25 protein-coding genes are annotated in these 21,799 nt (G+C 68.7%); 8 read left to right on the top strand and 17 right to left on the bottom strand.

From position 1 onward, the window contains the following. Window positions 1-23: 23 nt before the first annotated feature. Window positions 24-1,160: a membrane dipeptidase gene (locus tag PSV00_RS02960; protein ID WP_300444669.1), complete on the top strand. Its 1,137-nt coding sequence runs from the start codon at window positions 24-26 to the stop codon at window positions 1,158-1,160. A 158-nt stretch (window positions 1,161-1,318) separates the two neighbouring features. Then, window positions 1,319-2,389: a helix-turn-helix domain-containing protein gene (locus PSV00_RS02955; RefSeq protein ID WP_300444667.1), complete on the top strand. Its 1,071-nt coding sequence runs from the start codon at window positions 1,319-1,321 to the stop codon at window positions 2,387-2,389. Between the two features lie 13 nt (window positions 2,390-2,402). On the opposite strand, the gene PSV00_RS02950 is transcribed toward PSV00_RS02955, so the two are convergent. Both PSV00_RS02950 and rph read right to left on the bottom strand, forming a co-directional pair. Further along, window positions 2,403-2,798, bottom strand: coding sequence for a hypothetical protein (locus tag PSV00_RS02950; protein WP_300444664.1), 396 nt, complete (start codon window positions 2,796-2,798; stop codon window positions 2,403-2,405). Between the two features lie 91 nt (window positions 2,799-2,889). Next, window positions 2,890-3,612, bottom strand: coding sequence for a ribonuclease PH (gene rph / locus PSV00_RS02945; protein ID WP_300445163.1), 723 nt, complete (start codon window positions 3,610-3,612; stop codon window positions 2,890-2,892). Between the two features lie 120 nt (window positions 3,613-3,732). Here rph and hrcA point away from each other — a divergent pair, with 120 nt between their 5' ends. Then, the gene (hrcA, locus tag PSV00_RS02940; RefSeq protein WP_300445161.1) at window positions 3,733-4,776 is read left to right on the top strand and encodes a heat-inducible transcriptional repressor HrcA; all 1,044 of its coding nucleotides are present in this window, start codon (window positions 3,733-3,735) and stop codon (window positions 4,774-4,776) included. 5 nt (window positions 4,777-4,781) lie between these two features. Beyond that, a complete protein-coding gene (gene grpE / locus PSV00_RS02935) occupies window positions 4,782-5,408 on the top strand; it encodes a nucleotide exchange factor GrpE (RefSeq protein ID WP_300445159.1) in 627 nt (208 codons plus the stop codon). A 2-nt stretch (window positions 5,409-5,410) separates the two neighbouring features. On the opposite strand, the gene PSV00_RS02930 is transcribed toward grpE, so the two are convergent. Together PSV00_RS02930 and PSV00_RS02925 are read right to left on the bottom strand one after the other, a co-directional pair. Beyond that, window positions 5,411-6,301: a dienelactone hydrolase family protein gene (locus PSV00_RS02930; protein ID WP_300444661.1), complete on the bottom strand. Its 891-nt coding sequence runs from the start codon at window positions 6,299-6,301 to the stop codon at window positions 5,411-5,413. 62 nt (window positions 6,302-6,363) lie between these two features. Then, window positions 6,364-6,996, bottom strand: coding sequence for an alpha-ketoglutarate-dependent dioxygenase AlkB (locus tag PSV00_RS02925; RefSeq protein WP_300444658.1), 633 nt, complete (start codon window positions 6,994-6,996; stop codon window positions 6,364-6,366). A 269-nt stretch (window positions 6,997-7,265) separates the two neighbouring features. Between PSV00_RS02925 and dnaK the strand changes: the two genes are divergently transcribed. From dnaK to dapB, 3 genes are all read left to right on the top strand, one after another. Next, window positions 7,266-9,182, top strand: coding sequence for a molecular chaperone DnaK (dnaK, locus tag PSV00_RS02920; protein WP_300444655.1), 1,917 nt, complete (start codon window positions 7,266-7,268; stop codon window positions 9,180-9,182). A 168-nt stretch (window positions 9,183-9,350) separates the two neighbouring features. After that, window positions 9,351-10,556, top strand: a complete 1,206-nt coding sequence (gene dnaJ, locus PSV00_RS02915) for a molecular chaperone DnaJ (protein ID WP_300444652.1) — start codon at window positions 9,351-9,353, stop codon at window positions 10,554-10,556. Beyond that, on the top strand, window positions 10,553-11,302 hold the full coding sequence (gene dapB / locus PSV00_RS02910) for a 4-hydroxy-tetrahydrodipicolinate reductase (RefSeq protein ID WP_300444650.1): 750 nt from the start codon (window positions 10,553-10,555) through the stop codon (window positions 11,300-11,302). The genes dnaJ and dapB overlap by 4 nt, the downstream gene beginning before the upstream one ends. A gap of 34 nt (window positions 11,303-11,336) precedes the next feature. Here the strand turns inward: dapB and PSV00_RS02905 are convergent, their stop codons facing one another. The 3 genes from PSV00_RS02905 to coaBC form a co-directional block, all read right to left on the bottom strand. Continuing rightward, a complete protein-coding gene (locus tag PSV00_RS02905) occupies window positions 11,337-11,702 on the bottom strand; it encodes a hypothetical protein (protein ID WP_300444647.1) in 366 nt (121 codons plus the stop codon). Window positions 11,703-11,774: 72 nt separating this feature from the next. After that, window positions 11,775-12,224, bottom strand: a complete 450-nt coding sequence (gene dut / locus PSV00_RS02900) for a dUTP diphosphatase (RefSeq protein ID WP_300444644.1) — start codon at window positions 12,222-12,224, stop codon at window positions 11,775-11,777. A gap of 21 nt (window positions 12,225-12,245) precedes the next feature. Next, entirely contained in the window at window positions 12,246-13,469 is a 1,224-nt protein-coding gene (gene coaBC, locus PSV00_RS02895; RefSeq protein WP_300444642.1) for a bifunctional phosphopantothenoylcysteine decarboxylase/phosphopantothenate--cysteine ligase CoaBC, read from the bottom strand. Window positions 13,470-13,586: 117 nt separating this feature from the next. On the opposite strand from coaBC, the gene PSV00_RS02890 reads away from it, so the two are divergent. Beyond that, complete coding sequence (locus tag PSV00_RS02890) at window positions 13,587-14,105, top strand: S-type pyocin family protein (protein WP_300444639.1); 519 nt, start codon at window positions 13,587-13,589, stop codon at window positions 14,103-14,105. Window positions 14,106-14,110: 5 nt separating this feature from the next. On the opposite strand, the gene PSV00_RS02885 is transcribed toward PSV00_RS02890, so the two are convergent. The 10 genes from PSV00_RS02885 to PSV00_RS02840 all read right to left on the bottom strand — a co-directional run bounded on the left by PSV00_RS02885 (window position 14,111) and on the right by PSV00_RS02840 (window position 21,797). Beyond that, window positions 14,111-14,530, bottom strand: a complete 420-nt coding sequence (locus PSV00_RS02885; RefSeq protein ID WP_300444636.1) for a helix-turn-helix transcriptional regulator — start codon at window positions 14,528-14,530, stop codon at window positions 14,111-14,113. A gap of 85 nt (window positions 14,531-14,615) precedes the next feature. Continuing rightward, window positions 14,616-16,220, bottom strand: a complete 1,605-nt coding sequence (lnt, locus tag PSV00_RS02880) for an apolipoprotein N-acyltransferase (protein WP_300444633.1) — start codon at window positions 16,218-16,220, stop codon at window positions 14,616-14,618. Beyond that, on the bottom strand, window positions 16,207-16,659 hold the full coding sequence (ybeY, locus tag PSV00_RS02875) for an rRNA maturation RNase YbeY (RefSeq protein ID WP_300444630.1): 453 nt from the start codon (window positions 16,657-16,659) through the stop codon (window positions 16,207-16,209). Before ybeY ends, lnt begins: the two co-directional genes overlap by 14 nt. Beyond that, on the bottom strand, window positions 16,656-17,636 hold the full coding sequence (locus tag PSV00_RS02870; RefSeq protein WP_300444627.1) for a PhoH family protein: 981 nt from the start codon (window positions 17,634-17,636) through the stop codon (window positions 16,656-16,658). Before PSV00_RS02870 ends, ybeY begins: the two co-directional genes overlap by 4 nt. Beyond that, the gene (gene miaB, locus PSV00_RS02865; RefSeq protein ID WP_300444625.1) at window positions 17,636-19,057 is read right to left on the bottom strand and encodes a tRNA (N6-isopentenyl adenosine(37)-C2)-methylthiotransferase MiaB; all 1,422 of its coding nucleotides are present in this window, start codon (window positions 19,055-19,057) and stop codon (window positions 17,636-17,638) included. The genes PSV00_RS02870 and miaB overlap by 1 nt, the downstream gene beginning before the upstream one ends. Before the next feature lie 49 nt (window positions 19,058-19,106). After that, entirely contained in the window at window positions 19,107-19,574 is a 468-nt protein-coding gene (locus tag PSV00_RS02860) for a Fur family transcriptional regulator (protein ID WP_300444622.1), read from the bottom strand. 23 nt (window positions 19,575-19,597) lie between these two features. Beyond that, on the bottom strand, window positions 19,598-20,038 hold the full coding sequence (locus PSV00_RS02855; protein WP_300444619.1) for a GNAT family N-acetyltransferase: 441 nt from the start codon (window positions 20,036-20,038) through the stop codon (window positions 19,598-19,600). Then, window positions 20,035-20,718, bottom strand: a complete 684-nt coding sequence (gene tsaB, locus PSV00_RS02850) for a tRNA (adenosine(37)-N6)-threonylcarbamoyltransferase complex dimerization subunit type 1 TsaB (protein WP_300444617.1) — start codon at window positions 20,716-20,718, stop codon at window positions 20,035-20,037. Before tsaB ends, PSV00_RS02855 begins: the two co-directional genes overlap by 4 nt. Before the next feature lie 22 nt (window positions 20,719-20,740). Beyond that, on the bottom strand, window positions 20,741-21,109 hold the full coding sequence (locus tag PSV00_RS02845; protein WP_300444614.1) for a helix-turn-helix transcriptional regulator: 369 nt from the start codon (window positions 21,107-21,109) through the stop codon (window positions 20,741-20,743). Between the two features lie 97 nt (window positions 21,110-21,206). Next, entirely contained in the window at window positions 21,207-21,797 is a 591-nt protein-coding gene (locus tag PSV00_RS02840; RefSeq protein WP_300444611.1) for a helix-turn-helix transcriptional regulator, read from the bottom strand. Window positions 21,798-21,799 lie beyond the last annotated feature (2 nt).

The following is a 21,799-nucleotide window of genomic DNA, read 5'->3' as shown; positions in this document are numbered from 1 at the left end:
CGCCGGCCGAGAAGGTCCCTGACATGTCCTGGATGCCGAACAGACGGGCGCTTGTCGCCGCCTCCCTCGTGACCGCCCTGGTGCCCGGCGGCGTGCGCGCCGCGCCGGTCGCCCGGGGCGAATCGGCAAGCGATGACGCATTCGCCCGCCTGTACCGGAACGCGATGGTGATCGACGGCAATCTGGTCGGCCCGTTCGACGATACCGCGGCGCTGGATCCTGCCACGGCGGAACAGGTGCGATCGTCGGGCCTGACCGCCTTCAAGATGACCATCGGCGGATCGGCCGGCGGCTATGATGAGGTCAATACCGACCTCACGGCCTTCGATACGGCGATCAGCCTCAGTCCCGACGTCTATATGAAGATCCGGACAGCCGACGACCTGCTGCTGGCCCGACGCACCAGCCGGGTCGGCGTCATCTATTCGTTCGAGGCTGCGGAGATGCTGGACGGCCGGCTGGAGACTATCGACCATTTCAGCGCCCGCGGGGTGCGGGTCATGCAGCTGGGCTACAATACGGTCTCGCCCTTCGCCTCGGGCGTCATGGTGCCCCAGCCCTCATCCGGCCTGACCGCGCTGGGCCACGAGGCCGTGGCCCGGATGAACTCCCTGGGGGTCACCCTGGACCTCAGCCATGCGGACGAACGCTCAACCCTGGGGGCCATTTCCGCCTCGGTCCGCCCGGTGGCCGTCACCCATGCCGGCTGCGATGCGGTCCACCCGCATCCGCGCAACAAGAGTGACGCGGTTCTGAAGGCTGTCGCCGACAGCGGCGGCATCGTCGGAATCTACGGGCTCAGCTACATCAGCCCCGGCCCGGCGCAGCAGTCCCTGGACGACTATCTGGCCCATATGATTCATGCCCTGTCGGTCTGCGGCGAGGACCATGTGGGCATCGGCAGCGATGCCCTGCTGACCGCCTTCGACACCTCGGCCGACAGTATGGCCCAGTGGGACGCCTCGATCGCTGCCCGCGCCGCCGCCGGCGTGGCCGCCCCCGGCGAGGGACGCCCTCCGTTCGTCACCGGCCTGAACCGGCCGGACCGGCCGGCCCTCATCGCCCGGGCCCTGCTGGAACGCGGCTACCCCGTCCGGGTCGTTGAAAAAGTCCTGGGCGCGAATTTCCAGCGTGTTTTCGCCGAAACATGGCGGGCTTGAGCCCGCCCCATGCCCGCCGGGAGCCATATGGTGAAGCTACTGAAAACCCGGACCCTTTCCCAAGGTAAACGTTGAAACTCCTCATTTCCCCGCTGGAAATTTTCTGCAATAGCTGATGATGGCCGGCATCAGCGGTCGCTCAATCATCGCGTGTTCCCTTGGGCGATCAGCCAGGTTCCCGGTCCGGCCCCATCAGCGTTGCCTGGTCGCTGTCGTCCGACGACCGTCCGGGAGCCTTTGACGGCTATCGCCAGTCGATCGCCGATCTCTATGACGTTTCCGGGGTCGCCGGTGGAGGGGCCACCGGCTTCAGCAGCCGCACCACCGCCTACCGGCTTGGCACCGGCTCGATCGCCTGGGCCCGATCCGTGCCCCAGACCCTGAAGCGCGGCCCGGACCAGATCGCGCGGTCAGGCATCGACCACATCAGCGTCATCATCAACCAGACCCGGTCGATCGGCGATTGCGACGGTCGCAACCTGGATGCCGCGGCCGGGACGGTGCAGTTCCGCGACCTGGCCCGTCCGTCGACCACGCGCAGCGATGGCATCGACTGTATCAACCTGCTGGTGCCGCGTACCAGCCTGCCGTCCTGGCTGCCGGGACGGGGTCTGCACGGCCTGACCCTGCCGGCGGCCAGCCCCGGCGCGCGGCTGGTCAATTCCCACCTGCGCACCCTCTGCGATGTCGCCCACGACCTGTCCGAGGACGAGGGGGTCGCGGCGATGGAGGCGACCTTCGTCATCGCGGAACGCTTTCTGGGGCAGGCCGGCGCGATCACGCCCCTCCAGGCCGAAGCGGTTCATCGCACCATCCGTCATCGCACGATGCGCCTCATCGACGTTCAGCTGTCCAGTGGGCCGATCGATACCGCCCGGATCGCCAGCGCGCTCGGTGTTTCGCGCAGCAGCCTGTACCGGGCGTTCGAAACCACCGGCGGTGTCCAGGCCAGTATCCTGCGCCGGCGGCTGGACCGGGCCTATATCTCGATCCGCATGCATCACGGACCCCTGCCGCCACTGGCCGAAATCGCCACCCAGCAGGGGTTCACCAGTGAGACTGTCTTCGTCCGGGCCTTCCGGGACCGCTTCGGTTTCCGCCCCGAAGGCGTACCGCGCTGGATCGCGAGCGAACAGGACCAGACCCCACTGTCCGGCACCCGGGGGGTCTATGATCGGGCCGCCCACGAAGTCGTCATGGACTGGCTGCGGCCGCGCAGCGCGATCTGAGGCCAGGCCTCGATCAGGCCGTACATTCCGGCGGCCGGGTCTCGTCCGGCCCGTACATCGCACAGGCCCGGTCGATCTCGTCCCGGATCATCGCGCAGCTGTTTTGGGCATTGCAGGGCGGATGGGTCGCCGGGCTGACCTGGATACAGCGTTCGACCAGCCGGGCGGCGGCGGCGGCCCCGACCCCTTCAAGACAGCTGCCGGGCTCAGCGGCCGGAATGGTCGGGACCAGGGTGACCGCCGGGGCCAGGGCGGGGTCGATCTCCTCCTGCGGCGGGGCGTCAACCGGCATGACCGTGGTCAATTCCGGGGCGACAGCGGTCGCATCGACCGGGACCTCGGCCGCGGGCTTGCAGGCTGTCGCCAGCGTCAGGAAGGCCAGGGCGGCGAAGGCGGGGACAAGACGCATGGCGGACTCTCCGGATCGATCGCGACCGCGCACGATGCCCCGCTTCGGCACACAGTGATACCCCGGGGCGAAAAGCCGGGGCCGCGACGGGTCAGGCCTGGCGCTTCAGGGCCGCCCGCTGCAGGGCGAACAGGTCCGTACAGCCGATCTCGGCCAGCTCGAACAGCCGGTCGAACTCGGGCCGCGTGAAGCCGCGCTTTTCCCCGGTGGCCTGGATCTCGACGATCTGGCCGGTTCCGGTCAGGACGAAGTTGGAATCGGCCTCGGCGTTGGAGTCCTCTTCATAGTCGAGGTCCAGCACCGGCAGGTCGTTGAACACGCCGCAGGACACGGCCGCGACCTGGTCGAGGATCGGATCGGTCTTCATCACCCCCTCGGCGCGCAGATAGTCAAAGGCGCTGGCCATCGCCACCCAGGCCCCGGTGATGGCCGCCGTCCGGGTGCCGCCGTCGGCCTGGATCACATCGCAGTCCAGCACCACCTGGCGCTCGCCCAGGGCCTTCATGTCGACCACAGCCCGCATCGAGCGGCCGATCAGGCGCTGGATCTCCTGGGTGCGGCCGCTCTGCTTGCCGCTGGCGGCCTCGCGCCGGCCCCGGGTGTGGGTCGCCCGCGGCAGCATGCCGTATTCGGCCGTGACCCAGCCCTGGCCAGTGTTGCGCATCCAGCCGGGCACCTTGTCCTCGACCGAGGCCGTGACCAGAACCTTCGTATGGCCGAACGTCACCAGGCAGGAGCCCTCGGCATAGCGGTTGACGCCGGTTTCCAGCGTCACGGTACGAAGCTGATCGGGTTGACGTTCCGAGGGACGGATCGAGGTCATTTGACGTTCCTTCTGGCAAGCGGGAGCGGCGCTGCTTATCCTGAAAGGGTGAGCCTGTATGCCCCCAACCGTTCGCCGTTCGGCCCCACCCCCCTCGCCGCGGGGGGCGGACTGGCTGCGCTTGACGGCCGGGCCCGCGACATCTTCCGCCGCATCGTCGAATCCTATCTCGAGACCGGCGACCCGGTCGGCTCGCGGACCCTGTCGCGCGGCGGGGTCCATCTGTCGCCGGCCTCGATCCGCAACACCATGCAGGACCTGACCCTGGCCGGGCTGCTGGCCGCCTCGCACAGTTCCGCCGGCCGCATCCCCACCCATGCCGGCCTGAGGCTGTTCGTCGACGGCCTGCTCGAGATCGGCGATATCGGCAGCGAGGAACGGCGCGAGATCGACGGTCGGCTGGCCGGACGCGGGCGCGGCTTCGAAGAGGCGCTGGACGAGGCCTCCAACCTGCTGTCGGGCCTGGCCGGCGGAGCCAGTATCGTCGCCTCGCCGGTGCGCGACGCCGGGGTCAAACACGTCGAATTCGTCGCCCTCGGCCACGACCAGGCCCTGGCGGTGCTGGTCGGGGACGACGGCTCGGTCGAGAACCGGATCATGCCGCTGGCGGCCGGGGTCACCCCCTCGACCCTGCAGGAGGCGTCGAACTTCCTCAATGCCCGGCTCAAGGGCCGCCCGCTGGCCGAGGCCCGCAGCGAGATGGGGGCCGAACTGGCTGCCGCCCGCCAGGCCCTGAACGCCGCCGCTGCCCGTCTGGTCGAGGATGGTATGGCGGCCTGGTCCGGCGGGGCCGAACGCGAACGGTCACTGATCGTACGCGGCCGCGCCAATCTGCTGCAGGACCGCGAGACCGCCGAGGACCTGGAGCGGGTCCGGGTCCTGTTCGACGATCTGGAGCAGAAGGAACAGCTGATCGGCCTGCTGGATGGCGTCTCCGAAGCCCAGGGGGTGCGCATTTTTATCGGGGCTGAAACACGGTTGTTTTCATTGTCGGGTTCCGCCGTGATCGCAGCACCCTATATGACGGGCCGACAGAGGGTCGTCGGTGCCATCGGCGTCATCGGCCCCGCGCGACTGAATTATGCCCGGGTGATCCCGTTGGTGGACTATACCGCCCGGGTACTGGGAAGAATGCTGGACGGACAGGACACGTGAGCGACATTAACGACAACCCCATCGATACCGAACTGGAAGCCGACATCGCCCAGGCGAGCGGCACCGAGGCCCCCGACGACGGACTCGGCCCGATCGACGCCCTGATCGCCGAGCGCGATGAGTGGAAGGACCGCGCCCTGCGCGCGGCCGCCGAGGCCGACAACACCCGCCGCCGCGCCGAAGGCCAGATGAACGACGCGCGCGCCTATGCCATCCAGCGTTTCTCCAAGGACCTGCTGGGCGTGGCCGACAGCCTGCAGCGGGCCCTGACCGCCGCGCCGCGCGACGCCGACCCGGTGGCCACCAATCTGGTGACCGGCCTGGAGCTGATCGAGAAATCCCTGCTGTCGGCCTTTGACGCCAACGGCCTGAAGCGGGTCGCCCCCGAAGCCGGCGAGACCTTTGATCCGCACCAGCACCAGGCGGTGATGGAACAGCCCTCGGACACGGTCGCCGGTGGAACGGTGGTCCAGACGCTGCAGCCCGGCTTCGCCCTGTTCGGCCGCACCGTGCGCCCGGCCATGGTGGTTGTGGCCACCAAGGGGTCTGGTCCGGCTGCCGGATCCGGTCCTGCCGCCAACCCCTATGACAAGGCCGACGAGACCGGCGGCCGGTTCGACGAAACCGCCTGAGATCAGGCCTTCAGCCGGGCGTCGAACAGGGCGAGCAGCCGGCTCCACCCGTCCGCCGCGGCGGCGGGTGTGTAGCTGGCCCGGTAGTCGGCGTGAAAGCCGTGCGGTGCCCCGGGATAGACGGTGATCTCGTCGCCCGTGGCCCCGGCCCGGGCCAGGGCCAGCCGCATGGTTTCGACACTCGACAGCGGGATGCCCCGGTCGGCTTCACCATAGAGGCCGATGACCTGACCCTTCAGGTCGCTGGCCAGATCGACCGGCCAGGGCGCGCCCGACGCCAACTGCTCGGCCGTCGCCCCCTCGGGCGGGGCGAGCCGGCCGTACCAGGCCACGCCGGCGTCGATCGCCGCGAACCGCGCCGCAGCCTGCCAGACCACCTTGCCGCCCCAGCAGAAGCCGGTGATCCCGACCCGTTCGCTATTGGCCCAGAGTTGCTGGCTGGCCCAGTCCAGGGTGGCGGCGACATCGCCCATCACCTGCTCATAGCCGGCGGCGGCGACGATGGCCTGGATCTGCTGCATGTCGGCCAGGGGGGCCGGATCCGCGACCCGGACGAAGAAGGCCGGAGCGACCGCCGCATAGCCGGCCCGGGCGAGGCGACGACAGATGTCGCGGATGTATTCGTGCACGCCGAAGATCTCGGACACGACGATGACCAGCGGAAAGGGACCGTCCCCCTCGGGCCGGGCGACGTAGGCCGGCAGGTCGAAGCCGTCGGGGGCGGGATAGGTGACGTCCGCGGTCACCAGGCCGGCGGCGCTGGTCGTGACGGGACGGGCGTCCTGGGCCAGGGCCGCTGTGGCATAGCCGGCGAAGAACAGGCCGCCGACCGCACGGCGGCTGAATCGGAAATCATTGGACGTCTGGCCCTCGGGCCGGATCAACACAGACATCAGCAGGGCTCCGGGCAGGATTGTGAGCCGGGACAGTGACCGCGCACCGGGCCGGCGTCGAGTCACGAAACCCTGAACCCGGCGGCGCGACGCAGGGTCAGGTTGATCCGGCCGCCGCCCGGGACGCATGACGACGACCCCGGAATCACCCGGTCGACTCCGTGACGCGCCAGCCGGGCCGCCCCGGTCAGGGCGCAGACATCGCCCGACGCCAGCCGCAGGCTGCGGGTCGGTCCCCCGTCGGCTGCGCCGATGCGGAAGACGGCGGTATCGCCGAGCGAGACCGACAGGACCGGAGCGGTCAGGTCCGCCTCGTCCCGGTCCTGATGCAGGCCCATCCGCGCCGGACCCCGGTACAGATTGACCAGACAGGCATCCGGCGGCGCATCCGCGCCCGCCAGCCGGTCCCACAGCGCCAGCAACATCGGCGGGATCGCCGGCCAGGGCCGTCCGGTCGCCGGATGCAGGGGTTGATAGCGATAGCCCGTGCGGTCGGAGACCCAGCCCAGCGGCCCGCAATTGGTCATCTGCACGGAAAACGGTCGTCCGCCGGGGGTCTCGGGGCGATAGAGGGGGGCCTCGGCCACGACCGCCCGGACCTCGGCCAGCAGGCGGATCTGGTCCAGCGGCTCCAGGGCACCCGGCCAGTACCGGAAGCCTTGCAGACCCGTCTCAAGCTGACCGGACGTCTCCATCCCCGGCTTCCTGGCACGTCGCGCACCCGTTCGCCCGCAAAAACCGGCCGGAACAGGGAGGAAATCGGCCCCGGAATCGTCTTGCGTCGTCACGAAGCCCTTGCGACCCCTGAGGTCTTTCCCATATCCGCAACAACCGGATAAGGCCCCACACGTCGCGGAGCTGACTGACCGGACCACCCTGACCCCTGAACCGTATGGGGGCGATCCTGTGCCGCGCTTCTTGAAGGCCGCCGCATCGCCCGCCGCTGGAGTGAAAGAAAGAGCCCATGGCCAAGATCATCGGCATCGACCTCGGCACGACCAACTCGTGCGTTGCCGTCATGGACGGCAAGAATCCCAAGGTCATCGAAAACGCGGAAGGTAACCGCACGACCCCCTCGGTCGTGGCCATCCAGGACGGCGGCGAGACTCTCGTCGGCCAGCCGGCCCGCCGCCAGGCGGTGACCAATCCCACCAACACCCTGTTCGCGATCAAGCGTCTGATCGGCCGGAATTTCGATGATCCGGTGGTGGCCAAGGACAAGAAGATGGTCCCTTACGAGATCGTCAAGGGTCCGACCGGCGACGCCTGGGTGCGCGCCAACGGCAAGGATTATTCGCCGCAGCAGATTTCGGCCTTCACCCTCGGCAAGATGAAGGAGGCCGCGGAGGCCTACCTCGGCGAGACCGTGACCCAGGCCGTCATCACCGTTCCGGCCTATTTCAACGACGCCCAGCGTCAGGCGACCAAGGACGCCGGCAAGATCGCCGGTCTCGAGGTGCTGCGCATCATCAACGAGCCGACCGCGGCCGCCCTGGCCTATGGTCTCGAGAAGAACGAAGGCCAGAAGATCGCCGTCTACGACCTGGGCGGCGGCACCTTCGACGTCTCGATCCTCGAGATCGGCGACGGCGTGTTCGAGGTGAAGTCGACCAATGGCGACACCTTCCTCGGCGGTGAGGATTTCGACCTGCGTCTGGTCGACTACCTGGCCGATGAGTTCAAGAAGGAACAGGGCGTCGACCTGCGGTCCGACAAACTGGCCCTGCAGCGCCTGAAGGAAGAGGCTGAAAAAGCCAAGAAGGAGCTCAGCTCCACGACCCAGTACGAGGTCAATCTGCCGTTCATCACCATGAACGCCTCGGGCCCGCTGCACCTGAACATCAAGCTGTCGCGCGCCAAGCTGGAAGCCCTGGTCGACGACCTGGTCCAGCGCACCATCGAGCCCTGCGCCAAGGCGCTGAAGGACGCGGGCCTCAAGGCCTCGGACATCGATGAGGTGGTTCTGGTCGGCGGTATGACCCGGATGCCGATGGTCCAGGAAGCCGTGAAGAAATTCTTCGGCAAGGAGCCGCACAAGGGTGTGAACCCGGATGAGGTCGTGGCGCTCGGGGCCGCGGTCCAGGCCGGCGTGCTGCAGGGCGACGTCAAGGACGTGCTGCTGCTGGACGTGACTCCCCTGACCCTGGGCATCGAGACCCTGGGCGGTGTGTTCACCCCGCTGATCGAGCGCAACACCACCATCCCGACCAAGAAGAGCCAGGTGTTCTCGACCGCCGACGACAACCAGTCGGCCGTGACCATCCGGGTCTTCCAGGGCGAACGGCCGATGGCGGCGGACAACAAGGTCCTGGGTCAGTTCGACCTGATGGGCATTCCGCCGGCACCGCGCGGCATGCCGCAGATCGAGGTCGCCTTCGACATCGATGCCAACGGCATTGTTCACGTGACCGCCAAGGACAAGGCGACCGCCAAGGAACAGTCGATCCGGATCCAGGCCAACGGCGGCCTGTCGGACGCCGACATCGAGAAGATGGTCAAGGAAGCCGAGTCCAACGCCGCCGCCGACAAGACCCGCAAGGATCTGGTCGAGGCCATCAATGCGGCCGACAGCCTGGTCCATTCGACCGAAAAGGCCATGGCTGAACACGGCGACAAGGTCGGCGCGGACGAAAAGGCGGCGATCGAAACCGCCCTGACCGAGCTGAAGGCGGCCAAGGACGGCACCGACGCCGAGGACATCCGGACCAAGACCAACACCCTGGTCCAGGCCTCGATGAAGCTGGGCGAGGCGATGTACGCCAACCAGCAGGGCGAAGGCGCGGCCGATGAGGCCCCCGCCGACGACGGTGTGGTCGATGCCGAGTTCGAGGAAGTCTCGGGCGAAGGTGACAACAACGACGACGAGAAGAAGAGCGCCTGATCAGGCCGCCAGCATGAAAAGGGCCCCGCTTGTCAGCCGGCAGGCGGGGCCTTTGCATGAAACTTGCATCATTTGACCCGGCCCCCATGTCAGTGGGGTCGACCGATCCGGATCCGCGCCCGCCAAGAGGCGCGCTCCGTCGGCCAGGGGTAAGAGGACAAACGCCTGATGGCGCGTGATTATTACGAAATTCTGGGCGTCGAACGCACGATCGACGCGCCCGGGCTGAAATCGGCCTATCGCAAGCTGGCGATGGAACACCATCCCGACCGCAACGGCGGCTGTGATGAATCCATGGCCCGCTTCAAGGAGATCTCCGAGGCCTATACGGTCCTGTCGGACGAACAGAAGCGCGCCGCCTATGACCGGTTCGGCCATGCCGGGGTCAACGGCGGTGGCGGCGGTGGTGGCCAGCAGGGCTTCCACGACGTCAACGACATCTTCTCCCAGGTCTTCGGCGACGCCTTCGGTGACGTGTTCGGCGGCCGCGGCGGTCGCCAGCAGCAGAGCGGCCCGCGCCGCGGCTCCGACCTGCGCTACGACCTCGAGATCACCCTGGAACAGGCCTATCGCGGGGCCGACGTCGAGATCGGCGTCCCCTCGACCGCGACCTGCGACAGCTGCGAGGGTTCCGGGGCCAAGAAGGGCACCAAGCCGGTCACCTGCACCACCTGTCAGGGTGCCGGCCGCGTGCGCCAGGCCAACGGCTTCTTCCAGGTCGAACGCACCTGCCCCCGCTGCGGCGGCGGTGGTCAGATGATCGCCGAGCCCTGCACCAGCTGCCACGGCCACGGCCAGGTGCGCAAAACCCGCAAACTGTCCCTGAAGGTCCCGGCCGGGGTCGACGACGGCTCCCGTATCCGCCTGTCGGGCGAGGGTGACGCCGGCCTGCGCGGCGGACCGCGCGGCGACCTGTATGTCTTCCTGTCGGTCACGCCGCACGAACTGTTCGAGCGTGACAATCTTGATCTGCTGGTGACCGTGCCCGTGCCGATGACCACGGCGGCCCTGGGCGGCGAGATCGACGCCCCCTGCCTGGTGTCCGAAGCCTGCGACGGCCAGTGCAAGGCGCGGGTCCAGGTCCCCGCCGGGGCCCAGACCGGCAAGACGGTCCGCATCAAGGGCAAGGGTATGCCCCATCTGAACGGCCGCCAGCGTGGCGACCTTCTGGTCGAACTGTTCGTCGAGACCCCGACCGATCTGACACCCCGCCAGCGCGAGCTGATGGATGAGCTGGCCGCCACCTTCGGTGCCGATCAGAGCCCCCGCAATTCGAATTTCGCCGGCAAGGCCAAACGTTTCTGGGCCGATATCCTCGGTGGCGACTCTCCGCCCGCCGGCTCCGGCCCGGGATCGAAAGAAACCACGGCGTGACCGCCCTGTTCCACGCCGGGATTTCGGGGGCCCGGGGTCGGATGGGTCGCGCCGTGTCCCAGGTTCTGGATGCCCGCGAGGACGTGGTGGTCGCAGCCCGGTTCGACCGGGGCGAGACCGCCGATCTCAGCCTGTGCGACGTCATCATCGATTTCTCCACCCCGGACTCCTCGATCGCCCTGGCCCGGACCTGCGCCGAACGGGGCGGCCCTGCCCTGGTGATCGGCTCGACCGGGTTCAGCGAGGCCCAGGAGGTCGAACTGACCGCCGCCGCCGCCCGCGTGGCCATCGTCCGCAGCGGCAATTTTTCGCTGGGCGTCAATGTCCTGATCGGCCTGGTCGAACATGCGGCCCTGCGCCTTGATGCCCGGGACTGGGACATCGAGGTGCTGGAGGCCCACCACCGCCGCAAGGTCGACGCCCCTTCGGGCACGGCCCTGATGCTGGGTGAGGCCGCCGCCGTCGGTCGCGGCTCGGATCTGTCTGCCCTGAAAAGCCCGCCCTATGACGGCATCACCGGCGAGCGCGAGACGGGCCGGATCGGCTTTGCCGCGATCCGGGCCGGCGGCATCGTCGGCGAACATACGGTGATTTTCGCCTCGGAGGACGAGGTCCTGTCGCTCAGCCACAAGGCGATCGACCGGTCGTTGTTCGCGCGCGGGGCCGTGGCCGCCGCCGCCTGGGTCCGCAGCCGTCCGCCGGGCCTCTATGACATGCAGGACGTCCTGGGCTTTCGTCAGGCCTGATCCGGGGCGGGCGGCAAACCCGCCCCCCCCCGGATCAATGGGCGGCGCGACGACGTCCGTGGGCTCCACCGGTGACCAGGGTCCGGATGAAGAAGAAGACCGCAATGACGATCGCATAGCCCAGGAACAGGGCCAGGACGGTCATCCAGAAGTCCAGGCTGAGCAGGGCCGGCAGGACCAGGGCCCCGCCGTCGAGCATGGGCCGAACGACGCCGATCAGAATATGGATAAAGGCGGCCCCCAGGGCGGTCGCCCACAGGCGGCTCCAGCCGGTCATGATCAGCGCCGCGATCACCGCGATCAACAGACCCATGACCTGGTTGACGCCGTCGAACCCGCCCTGGGCGAGGTTGAACAGGCCGGTCAGAAACGCACCGATCGAATCGAACAGGGACTCCATACGCAGTTCTCCTTCCCAAAGCCGAGCTTGGCGGGACGGAGGGTTAACGCGGCCCCGGCCTAATGGCTCCGCTTAGCGTCCGGTCGAGCCGAAACCGCCTGTGCCCCGCGCGGTTTCATCCAGGGACTCGACCGCGACCATGGTCGCCTGGGCGTAGCGGGCGATAACCATCTGGGCGATGCGCTCGCCCCGGCGGATGACGAAGGGTTCGGACCCCAGGTTGGCCAGGATCACCCCCACCTCCCCGCGATAGTCGCTGTCGACCGTCCCGGGCGCGTTCAGACAGGTGATGCCGTGTTTGAGCGCCAGACCCGAGCGCGGACGCACCTGGGCCTCATAGCCCGCCTCGAGCGCGATCTTCAGCCCGGTCGGCACCAGGGCGCGCGCGCCCGGGGCCAGGGTCAGGGGCTGGTCGTCGGCGAGCGCGGCCCGCAGGTCCATCCCGGCCGAGCCGGCGGTCTCATAGGCCGGCAGTGGCAGGCCCGCGGCATGGGGCAGGCGTTCGATATGCACGGTCGTCATGGACGGCAGGCTCCGGTCGGGTCAGGCGAAATGGTCGACGATCCGGTCGACGAGGGTGAGGGCGACATCCGCCTTCGACTGGCGCGGCCAGATCTCGTCGGCCACGCCGCGCCGGAACAGGGTCACGGAATTGCTGTCGGCCCCGAACACATCGTCAGACACGTCATTGCCGATGATCCAGTCGCAGCCCTTGCGGGACAATTTGGCCCGGGCATTCTCCTCGAGATCCCTGGTTTCGGCGGCGAAGCCGATCACCAGGGCGGGCCGTTTCGGGCCGGGCGCGGACAGGCCCGCCAGGATGTCGGGATTTTCGATCAGGGCCAGGGACGGCGGGCCGCCGGGGGCCTTCTTGATCTTGCCACTGGCCACGCCGTCGACGCGCCAGTCGGCGACGGCGGCGCTCATCACCGCAATATCGGCCGGCAGGGCCGCATCAACCGCCACCTTCATCTCGACCGCCGTCTCGACCCAGACCCGATGCACGCCGTCGGGCGCGTCCAGCCCCACAGGCCCCGAAATCAGGGTCACCTCGGCCCCGCGCTCGGCGAGGGCGGCGGCAATGGCATAGCCCTGTTTGCCGCTGGAGCGATTGGTCAGGCCCCGGACCGGGTCGATCGGTTCGAAGGTCGGCCCCGCTGTCACCACCGCGCGACGCCCGGCCAGCGGCCGCCCCCCGGCATCGGCCAGCAGGGTGCGGATCGCCGCGAAGACCGCCGCCGGCTCGGCCATGCGGCCCGGACCGAATTCGCCACAGGCCATCTCGCCGTCGTCCGGCCCGACCAGGGCCACGCCGTGCAGGCCGTCGAAGCCCCCGAGACGCGCGACATTGGCCTGGACCGCCGGGTGCTGCCACATGCGCACATTCATCGCCGGGGCCATCAGGACCCGTTTGTCGGTCGCCAGCAGGGTGGTCGAGGCGAGGTCGTCGGCCAGACCGTTGGCCGCCTTGGCGATCAGGCCCGCCGTGGCCGGGGCCACGACCACCAGATCGGCCCAGCGCGACAGCTCGATATGGCCCATCGTGGTTTCGTCATCCGGCGAGAACAGGGCCTGATGCACCGGATGGCCGGTCAGGGCCGCCAGCGACAGGGGGGTCACGAACTGCGCCCCACCGTCGGTCAGCACGGCCCTCACCTCGGCCCCGGCCTTGCGCAACAGGCGAACCAGCTCCAGCGCCTTGTAGGCGGCGATACCGCCCCCGACGATCAGCAGGATCCTGCGGGTGTTCAACGAGACCTCGGACATCCCGCTCCTCTAGCGACGGCAGGTGACGGCGTCGAGACGCAAGCGTCCCGACGGGAACATTGCAGCAACAGATGATTTCAACTATGAGTGGATCATTATTAACGCATGGAGGGAAACATGGCACGCAACCCTGTTGCCATGGGTGTCATGATTACCGCGGGACTTCTGCTGAGCGTCGGACCCGGCGGCTGCGACAACGGCGGGTCGGCCGTCGAGACCCGGGACCGGACCGGGGAGGCCGTATCCCTGACCGGTGGGACGGGGCCCGCCGCCTCGCCCGTCGGAACGGAGCCGGACCGGCAGCCGGTGACGACCGGCCGGCGCGAAACCGTCGACGCCAAGGTGGAACGGCTGTTCCAGCGCAATGGTGCCGCGTTCGGGGCGCGCTCGTCGGGTGACTATCTGGCCAGCATGCGGGCCTTCGTCGACAGACCGCCGCGCGGGGTCGAAACGGTTCGCCGTCCGAACGGGGATGTCCTGTACTACGAGCCGGCGACCAACACCTTCGCCGTCGCGGCCCGGGACGGTACGCCGCGTACCATGTTCAAGCCGGACGACGGGGCCGCCTATTGGGCCGAACAGAAGGCCCGCGCCCCGACGTTTGGCCGGACCGGCGCGTCGACGCCCCCGTCCTGAGACACCTAGTCGGCGGTGCTGTCCGAAGCGTTTTCGCTCAGCTCGCGAACCAGTTCGAGCGCCAGCTTCTGATGCCGGGTCGACAGTTTGGGAGCCAGGCGCGACATCTCGATGGTGTAGCGGGTCGAGGGGAAGTCGTGGTCGAAGGCGGGGGTTCCGCCCTCACCGACTCCGCCGGCAACCTGGTTCAGCCCTTCAAAGAAATAGCCGATGTCGACCTTGAAGAAACGGGCGATATCCCAGAGCTTCGAAGCCGAGATCCGGTTCGCGCCTTTTTCATATTTCTGGATTTGCTGGAAGGTGAGACCAAGGGCTCGCCCGAGGTCACTCTGGTTGTAGCCCAGACTGATCCGTTTTTCGCACACTCTCCGGCCAACATGCCGATCTACCGGATGGGGACCATCCTCGCCGCCGCCTCTCGCCATCGCTATAACTCAGCGCCCTTTTTCTATCAGATATCTTTGCAATGCGCCCACAGGCGCTGGCTGTCATCCAAAATCAGAGAAATCCTCATGCCTGAGACGGAGCCGGCCGGCGGCGGATGCCGGGCCGGGGCAGCGCGAAACCGAGACTGCCGAGAACCGCCAGCCAGAACAGCAGGTCACCGACCCGGCCAAAGAGGGTGATCGCCGCAGGTTGTGGCAGCAGGGCGTCAATGACGCCGCTCTCACCGGGATCGAGACGGTCATTCGCAACGATCCGCCCCCAGGGATCGATCATCGCCGACACACCCGTCGGCGTGGATCGCACGACGGGCAGCCCCGTCTCGATCGCCCGGTAACTGGCCAGGTTCAGATGTTGCAGCGGCCCGGAAGTACGGCCGAACCAGGCGTCGTTCGACACATTGACGATCCAGCCGGGCCGGTCGTCTCCCCCCGCGGTGAAACCCGGATAGAGGCTCTCGTAGCAGATCAGCGGCTGGGCCGGCGGCGCGCCGGGCACGGCGATCGCGGCCGGCCAGGGGCCGGGGCTGAAGTCCGCCGGCACATGCACCAGGCTGCGCACGCCGAGCCGGCTCATCAACCGGCCCATCGGCAGGTATTCTCCGAAAGGTACCAGACGGTGTTTGTCGTAGATGGCGGTGATCCGCAGCCCGGCCTCACCCTCGTCCTGGAGAACAAACAGGCTGTTGAAATAGCGTGCGGCGCCCTCGGCCGTGACATCGGCCTCGCCCCGGCCGAGACCGACCAGCAGGGTCTGGCCGGGCCGCATGGCCCGGGCGATGGCGACGGCATCGGGCGAACCGGCCCCGAAAACCTCATTGGCGGTGGCCGGCAGGGCCCCCTCGGGCCAGATCACCACATCCGGAACCCGGTCGCCGGGCCGGGCGGTCAGGTTCACATAGCGGTCAACGATGCCCTGATAGGCTTCCGGCGTCCATTTGGACTCCTGGGGCACATCGGCCTGGACGATCCGCACCAGGGTGTCGGTGAACTGCAGCCGGGCCTGGGCCAGGTGGATCGCTCCGCCTGTCCAGAGGGCGGCCAGGACCAGCACCCCGGCCGCGACGCCGGCGACCCGGTCGCGGCGGGATTCCGGCCCGCGCAGCAGGGCGAAGGCCGAGACGGCGGCTACGGTGACGAAGCCGAGGCCGTAGACACCGGCCACGGCGGCGAACTGGGACATGGCCGAGCCCGCCTTCCAGCTGGCCCCGGCCGGATTCCACGGAAAGCCGGTCAGGACATGACCGCGCAGCCATTCCAGCAGGGCGAAACAGGCGGCGAAGACCAGAACCCGGTAGACGCCGGCGGGGGCGATCCGACGATACAGAACCGTCGCCGCCCCCCAGAACAGACCCAGGCCCATCGGCAGCAGGCTGGCCGCGAACGGGGCCATCCAGGCCTGATCCTGATTGACCAGAAAGGCCTCGGCCACCCACCAGCAGCCGATGAAGAAATAGGCAAATCCGGCCAGCCAGCCCATCCAGAAGGCCCCGCGCGCCGTGGTCGAGCGTTCGGCCAGAAGCAGCAGCAGCGGATAGCCGAGCAGGCCCGGCAGGATGCCGAACGGCGGATGGGCCAGCGCCGTGGCCACACCGGCCAGCAGCGCCAGTCCGATACGGACCCAGCGGACGATCAGACTGTGGCGGGGGTGGTTCGGATCAGGCTTGAACATCGGACCTGTATGGGTCGGCGACCCCGAGGCTGGCAAGGATCGACCGCTCCTCGGCCTCCATCGCCTCGGCCTCGACATCGTCCTCATGATCGCGGCCCAGCAGATGCAGGACGCCATGCACCACCAGATGGCTCAGATGGTCGGACAGGGTCTTGCCCTGGGCCGCGGCCTCGGCCCGGCAGACCCCCGACGCCAGGGCGATGTCGCCCAGCAGATCCCCGGCCCCCTCGGCGGCCGGAAAGGACAGGACATTGGTCGGCGTATCCTTGCCGCGGAACCGGGCGTTCAGGTCCTGCACGCCGGCGTCGTCGGTCAGCAGCACCACCACCTCGCCCTCGACCCGGCCGAGCGCGGCCGTGGCGGCGCGTTCGACCACGCCGGACAGGTCCGCACCGACGGCGGACCAGCCGTCCGCGTCATCCTCGACAATCTCGATCATCGGGCCGCCCGCTCCTCAAGATCCGGCCGGGGCCGATCCTGGGCGGCATCGGCGTCATAGGCGCGCACGATCCGTTCGACCATGGCGTGACGAACCACGTCCTGGGCCTCGAATTCCAGCACCCCGACCCCCTTCACATCGCGCAGGATGCGCAGGGCATGGGCCAGGCCGGAATCGCGGGGGTTCAGCAGGTCGATCTGACTGGGGTCGCCGGTGACCACCATCCGGGCCCCCTCCCCCAGACGGGTCAGCACCATCTTCATCTGCAGCCGCGAGGTGTTCTGGGCCTCGTCAACGATGACGAAGGCGTGGCTGAGGGTGCGGCCGCGCATGAAGGCGATCGGGGCCGCCTCGATCTCGCCCTTGTCGCGACGACGCTGCACGTCCTCGGGGCCGAGAATGTCATTCAGGGCTTCCCAGATCGGAGCCAGATAGGGATCGACCTTCTCGTTCAGGTCGCCGGGCAGGAAACCCAGCTTCTCGCCGGCCTCGACCGCGGGCCGGGTGATGACCAGACGATCGACCTGACCGCGCCGCAGCAGGGAGGCCCCGTAGGCGGCGGCGAGGAAGGTCTTGCCGGTCCCGGCCGGGCCGACGCCGAAGCTCAGCTCGCAGCGGGCCAGAATCTCCAGATAGCGGGCCTGGGCATTGGTCTTGGGCACGATGGCCCCGCGCTTGCCGACCGGCAGGGCCATGGGGTCGGCGTTGACGCCGCCACCACGGATCGTGCCCATGATGGCGCGCACATCGGCCTCGGTCACCTCGGCCCCCTTGTCGGCGCGCTTGGCCAGGGATTCGATCACCTGCCGGGCATTGGCCCGGTCGCGGGCCGAGCCGTTGATCGACACCCCGCCGCCGGGGGCCTCGACCAGCACCTTGAAGGCATCCTCGATGAGGGCGACATGGCGGCTGTTGGGACCGATCACGGCCCGCAGGGCCCGGTCATCAAGGGTCAGGAACTCGGACTCACGCGCCATCAGGCCGCCTTCTGCTGGATAATGCGACCCGCCAGACTGTTCTGCTGGCCGCTCTCGATCTGGACGGCAACGATCTGGCCGAGCAGATGCTCCCCGTTGTCGACGTGCACCGACTGAAGATAGGGGGACCGGCCGATGGCCTGGCCCGGATTACGCCCCTTGCGCTCGAACAGGACCGGCAGGGTCTTGCCCGCCTGGGCCGCGTTGAAGGCCGTCTGCTGTTCGAACAGCAGGGCCTGCAGCGCATGCAGTCGCTCGCGGGCGACCGCGTCCGGCACCTGGGCGGCCATGGCGGCGGCCGGCGTGCCCGGGCGCGGCGAATACATGAAGGAGAAGGCCGAGGCATAGTTGACCTGCCGCACCAGGGTCAGGGTGTCCTCGAAATCCCGGTCGGTTTCGCCGGGGAAGCCGACGATGAAGTCGCCGGAAATGGCGATGTCGGGCCGGACCGCGCGGATGCGGTCAATGACGTCGAGATAGGTCTTCGGTCCGTGCTTGCGGTTCATCAGCCGCAGGATCCGGTCCGAGCCGGACTGCACCGGCAGGTGCAGATAGGGCATCAGGACGTCGAGCTCGCCATGGGCGGCGATCAGGTCGGCGCTCATGTCATTGGGGTGGCTGGTCGTATAGCGCAGCCGGTCCAGACCGGGGATTTCCGCCAGGGCATGGGCCAGACGGGCCAGGGTCGAGGGCGCACCATCCGCGCCCGCGCCGTTGTAGGCATTGACGTTCTGGCCCAGCAGGGTGATCTCGCGCACGCCCCGCTCGGCCAGGGCCCGGGCCTCGGTCAGGATGTCGGCCACCGGCCGCGACCATTCCGCGCCGCGCGTATAGGGCACGACACAGAAGGTGCAGAATTTGTCGCAGCCTTCCTGCACGGTCAGGAAGGCTGTCGGGCCGGTGACCCCGCGCGGACCGATCCGCTCGGACGTCATGGCGTCGAATTTGGCGTTGGGCGCGAAATCGGCCCCGATCCGCTCGCCCCGGGCCCGGGCGGTGCGGGTCAGCAGTTCCGGCAGCTGGTGATAGGCCTGTGGCCCGACCACCAGGTCGACGGCAGGCTGGCGGCGCATGATCTCCTCGCCCTCGGCCTGGGCGACGCAGCCGGCGACGGCGATGGTCATGGCCCCCCGCCCGGCGGCGGCGCGATCCTGCTTCATCTCCCTCAGCTTGCCGAGCTCGGAATAGACCTTCTCGGCGGCCCGTTCGCGGATATGGCAGGTGTTGAGGATGACGAAGTCCGCGCCCTCGGCGGTGTCAGTCGTCTCATAGCCGAGCGGACGCAGCACATCGGCCATCCGTTCGGAATCGTAGACGTTCATCTGGCAACCGTAGGTCTTGATGAACAGACGCCGCGGACCCGTCACGGGGCGCAGGGCGTCGCCACCGTCGACAGCGGGCGAAGCGAGGATCTCGGTCATGTGCGGCTTATGATCTTCCAACCCGGCCTTCACAAGGCAACCGGCCCCGTCAGCTGTCCTGACGGTGCGCCTGCCGGTTGAAGATAAGGCCCTCGCGCTTGGACGGTTCGGCCCCCTCGATCGGCGTGCCGTACAGTTCCAGCTTGTGACCGATCAGCTTGAACCCGAGCCGTTCGGCGATCTCGGTCTTCAGACGCTCGATCTCGGCGTCGAAGAATTCGATGACCTCACCCGTCTTGGCGTCGATCAGATGATCGTGGTGATCGTCGCCGGCTTCCTCATAGCGTGAGCGGCCGTCGCCGAAATCGTGCTTTTCAACGACCCCGGCCTCTTCGAACAAACGGACCGTGCGATAGACGGTGGCGATCGATATGTGCGGATCGATCGCCGAGGCGCGGCGATACAGTTCTTCCACGTCGGGGTGATCGTCGGCGTTTGACAGCACCCGCGCGATAACGCGCCGTTGCTCGGTCATGCGCATGCCGCGGTCGGCGCAGAGTTTCTCGATCCGGTCCATGGGCGGAGAGGATAGGCAGCCGATCACCCTATGGGAAGCGGTGCCGGCAAGTTCAGGCTCAGAAGCAGGGCATCGACCGGGGCGGCCCCGGCCCGGGCATAGTAGCGCGGCCGTCTGCCGACCGCCTCAAACCCGGTCCGACGGTACAGGGCCCGGGCCGCCGTATTGTCCTCGGCCACCTCCAGGAACAGACGTCGGGCTCCGGCCGCGGCGGCGGCCGCGGCGGCCTGGCACGTCAGCCGGGCCCCCTGCCCCTGCCCGCGGGCCTGAGGATGAACCGCCAGGGTGAGGATCTCGGCCTCGTCCGCCACGACCCGGATCAGGATGAAGCCGTCCGGCGCGGTCATCACCATCACTCCCGGCTGATCCAGCAGGTCGGCCAGGGCCGTCGCGCTCCACCCCCGCTCGAAACCGGTCGCGTGCAGGGCCGCCAGCGCCGCAGGATCGACGGTCGTTTCGCTCACGACAGGACCGGAACCCGGGGCTGGCCGGGCATACGGGTCGGGGGCGTGGCGTCCGGGGCGCGCAGATACTGCGGTTCCGGCGGGGCCAGACGCGGATCGGCAGCGGCCACCAGCCGAGCCAGGGCCGCGGGCACCGGGCCCGTCAGATCGACGATCCGGGCGGTGGAACAGGCCTGCGCCAGCAGAGCCGCGCCCGACCCGACCAGGGTGGGTTCCGGTCCGAGGGCCGCGACCCGGGCCGCGGCGGCGTCCAGCGACAGGGCCTCGGCCGGTCCTTCGGCGATACCGTCGCGCCAGAACCGGGCATAGACCTGGCCGCGGCGGGCATCGATCAGGGCCGCAACGGACCCGGACGACGGCAGCCCCCCGAGGAGCGAGGCCGCCAGGGCGTCGAGGGTCGAGACGCCGACCACCGGCCGGTCAAGGGCCGCGCCGAACCCCTGGGCAAAGGCCAGGCCCACGCGCAGGCCGGTGAAGGAGCCCGGCCCGGTGGTGACGCCGATCCGGTCGAGAGCATCAAAGCCGATGCCTGCCTCGGCCATCGCCTCCCGGACAAAGCCGGCCAGCCGTTCCTGGTGGCCCTTGACCATGGTCTCCGACCGGACGGCCAGGGCTGTCCCGTTCTCGAACACGGCCGCGGTACACAGCGACAGGGCTGTATCGATGACCAGCAATTTCATGGCCGTATCCCGTGACCGGCGATCAGCCGCGACGCGCCAGCGCCGCCACCACCCGGGCAACCGCCCGTCGCAGCCGAACATCCTCGATCCGCGGAAAGGCCGTGACCAGCACCCGGCCCTCGCTTGAGGCCTGAAGCTGCTGCGCCCGGTCCAGCCAGTCGGGCGTGTCCGGGGCCTCGTCGCGACCGTCGACGGGCGGAAACAGGGCCCCGACCGAGGTGCCGAGAACGCCGGCGATCCGGTGCAGGCGCGAGGCCGAGATCCGGTTGGCCCCGGTTTCGTATTTCTGAACCTGCTGGAAGCTGATGCCCAGTTCGCCGGCCAGGGCCGTCTGCGACAGGCCCAGCGCCGAACGTCTCAGACTGATGCGCGCCCCGACATAGGCATCCACACTGTTTCCGGACCTGACGCCCATCCGCCGATTCCCCTGGCTGAACCGGACGAAACTGTTTCATGAAACCGAGCACGGGGCAACATTTATGTTTCATTTAACGTTCCAGCCGGGCCACAACCGCGGCGACCTCGCGGATCGCCGACCGGGGGATCCGCTCCTCGACCGCAAGACCGGCCGGGCCGCCGTGAACGACAAGGGCCTCGGCGTCGGCCCGGTCATAGAGGCGGATCCGGGCCTCGCCGTTGGCCATGTGAATGACACAGCCCTGATCACGGCGCGGCCAGCGGCCCGGCTCATACACCAGCACCACGCCGGAGGCTGCCCAGGGCCTGAGATCGTCATTGGACAGCTGCAACCGGGGCAGGGCGACGGTCTCGTCGTCAACCAGACCGCGGAACGCCCGCGTCCGGGACTCAAGTCCGGCGGGGGTCAGGTCCGGCTCCGGCTGAATCAGGTTCTGCCGTTCAAGATCCTCAACCGTGGCGTCGAGGGCCGACGTCAGCCGGCGCTGGACATCCGGGCGGAACAGCCCGGGCCGGCGGCCGGCCTCATAGAGACCCCAGCCCTGGCTGGTCATACCCATACGGGCCCCGGCCTCGGCCTGGCTCAGGCCGCGGTCGCGCCGAAGGGTGGCGAGGGCTTCGCCCAGGCGGCGAACGGCAGGATCAGGTTCAAAACGCGGCATGG

Source organism: Brevundimonas sp. (assembly GCF_029945885.1).
In the GTDB taxonomy this organism is placed as follows: domain Bacteria; phylum Pseudomonadota; class Alphaproteobacteria; order Caulobacterales; family Caulobacteraceae; genus Brevundimonas.
This window is presented reverse-complemented; position numbering and strand designations above follow the sequence as displayed.

What these genes read in the sequence shown, in the direction of transcription:
- dnaJ (WP_300444652.1), top strand. Translation starts at nt 9,351, where the DNA reads ATGGCGCGTGATTATTACGAAATTCTGGGCGTCGAACGCACGATCGAC.
- PSV00_RS02885 (WP_300444636.1), bottom strand. Translation starts at nt 14,530, where the DNA reads ATGGCGAGAGGCGGCGGCGAGGATGGTCCCCATCCGGTAGATCGGCAT.
- PSV00_RS02905 (WP_300444647.1), bottom strand. Translation starts at nt 11,702, where the DNA reads ATGGAGTCCCTGTTCGATTCGATCGGTGCGTTTCTGACCGGCCTGTTC.
- miaB (WP_300444625.1), bottom strand. Translation starts at nt 19,057, where the DNA reads ATGACCGAGATCCTCGCTTCGCCCGCTGTCGACGGTGGCGACGCCCTG.
- PSV00_RS02930 (WP_300444661.1), bottom strand. Translation starts at nt 6,301, where the DNA reads ATGTCTGTGTTGATCCGGCCCGAGGGCCAGACGTCCAATGATTTCCGA.
- PSV00_RS02840 (WP_300444611.1), bottom strand. Translation starts at nt 21,797, where the DNA reads ATGCCGCGTTTTGAACCTGATCCTGCCGTTCGCCGCCTGGGCGAAGCC.
- tsaB (WP_300444617.1), bottom strand. Translation starts at nt 20,718, where the DNA reads ATGAAATTGCTGGTCATCGATACAGCCCTGTCGCTGTGTACCGCGGCC.
- PSV00_RS02890 (WP_300444639.1), top strand. Translation starts at nt 13,587, where the DNA reads ATGGCACGCAACCCTGTTGCCATGGGTGTCATGATTACCGCGGGACTT.
- PSV00_RS02860 (WP_300444622.1), bottom strand. Translation starts at nt 19,574, where the DNA reads ATGGACCGGATCGAGAAACTCTGCGCCGACCGCGGCATGCGCATGACC.
- coaBC (WP_300444642.1), bottom strand. Translation starts at nt 13,469, where the DNA reads ATGTCCGAGGTCTCGTTGAACACCCGCAGGATCCTGCTGATCGTCGGG.
- PSV00_RS02925 (WP_300444658.1), bottom strand. Translation starts at nt 6,996, where the DNA reads ATGGAGACGTCCGGTCAGCTTGAGACGGGTCTGCAAGGCTTCCGGTAC.
- PSV00_RS02950 (WP_300444664.1), bottom strand. Translation starts at nt 2,798, where the DNA reads ATGCGTCTTGTCCCCGCCTTCGCCGCCCTGGCCTTCCTGACGCTGGCG.
- dut (WP_300444644.1), bottom strand. Translation starts at nt 12,224, where the DNA reads ATGACGACCGTGCATATCGAACGCCTGCCCCATGCCGCGGGCCTGCCA.
- PSV00_RS02870 (WP_300444627.1), bottom strand. Translation starts at nt 17,636, where the DNA reads ATGGCGCGTGAGTCCGAGTTCCTGACCCTTGATGACCGGGCCCTGCGG.
- ybeY (WP_300444630.1), bottom strand. Translation starts at nt 16,659, where the DNA reads ATGATCGAGATTGTCGAGGATGACGCGGACGGCTGGTCCGCCGTCGGT.
- dnaK (WP_300444655.1), top strand. Translation starts at nt 7,266, where the DNA reads ATGGCCAAGATCATCGGCATCGACCTCGGCACGACCAACTCGTGCGTT.
- lnt (WP_300444633.1), bottom strand. Translation starts at nt 16,220, where the DNA reads ATGTTCAAGCCTGATCCGAACCACCCCCGCCACAGTCTGATCGTCCGC.
- PSV00_RS02960 (WP_300444669.1), top strand. Translation starts at nt 24, where the DNA reads ATGTCCTGGATGCCGAACAGACGGGCGCTTGTCGCCGCCTCCCTCGTG.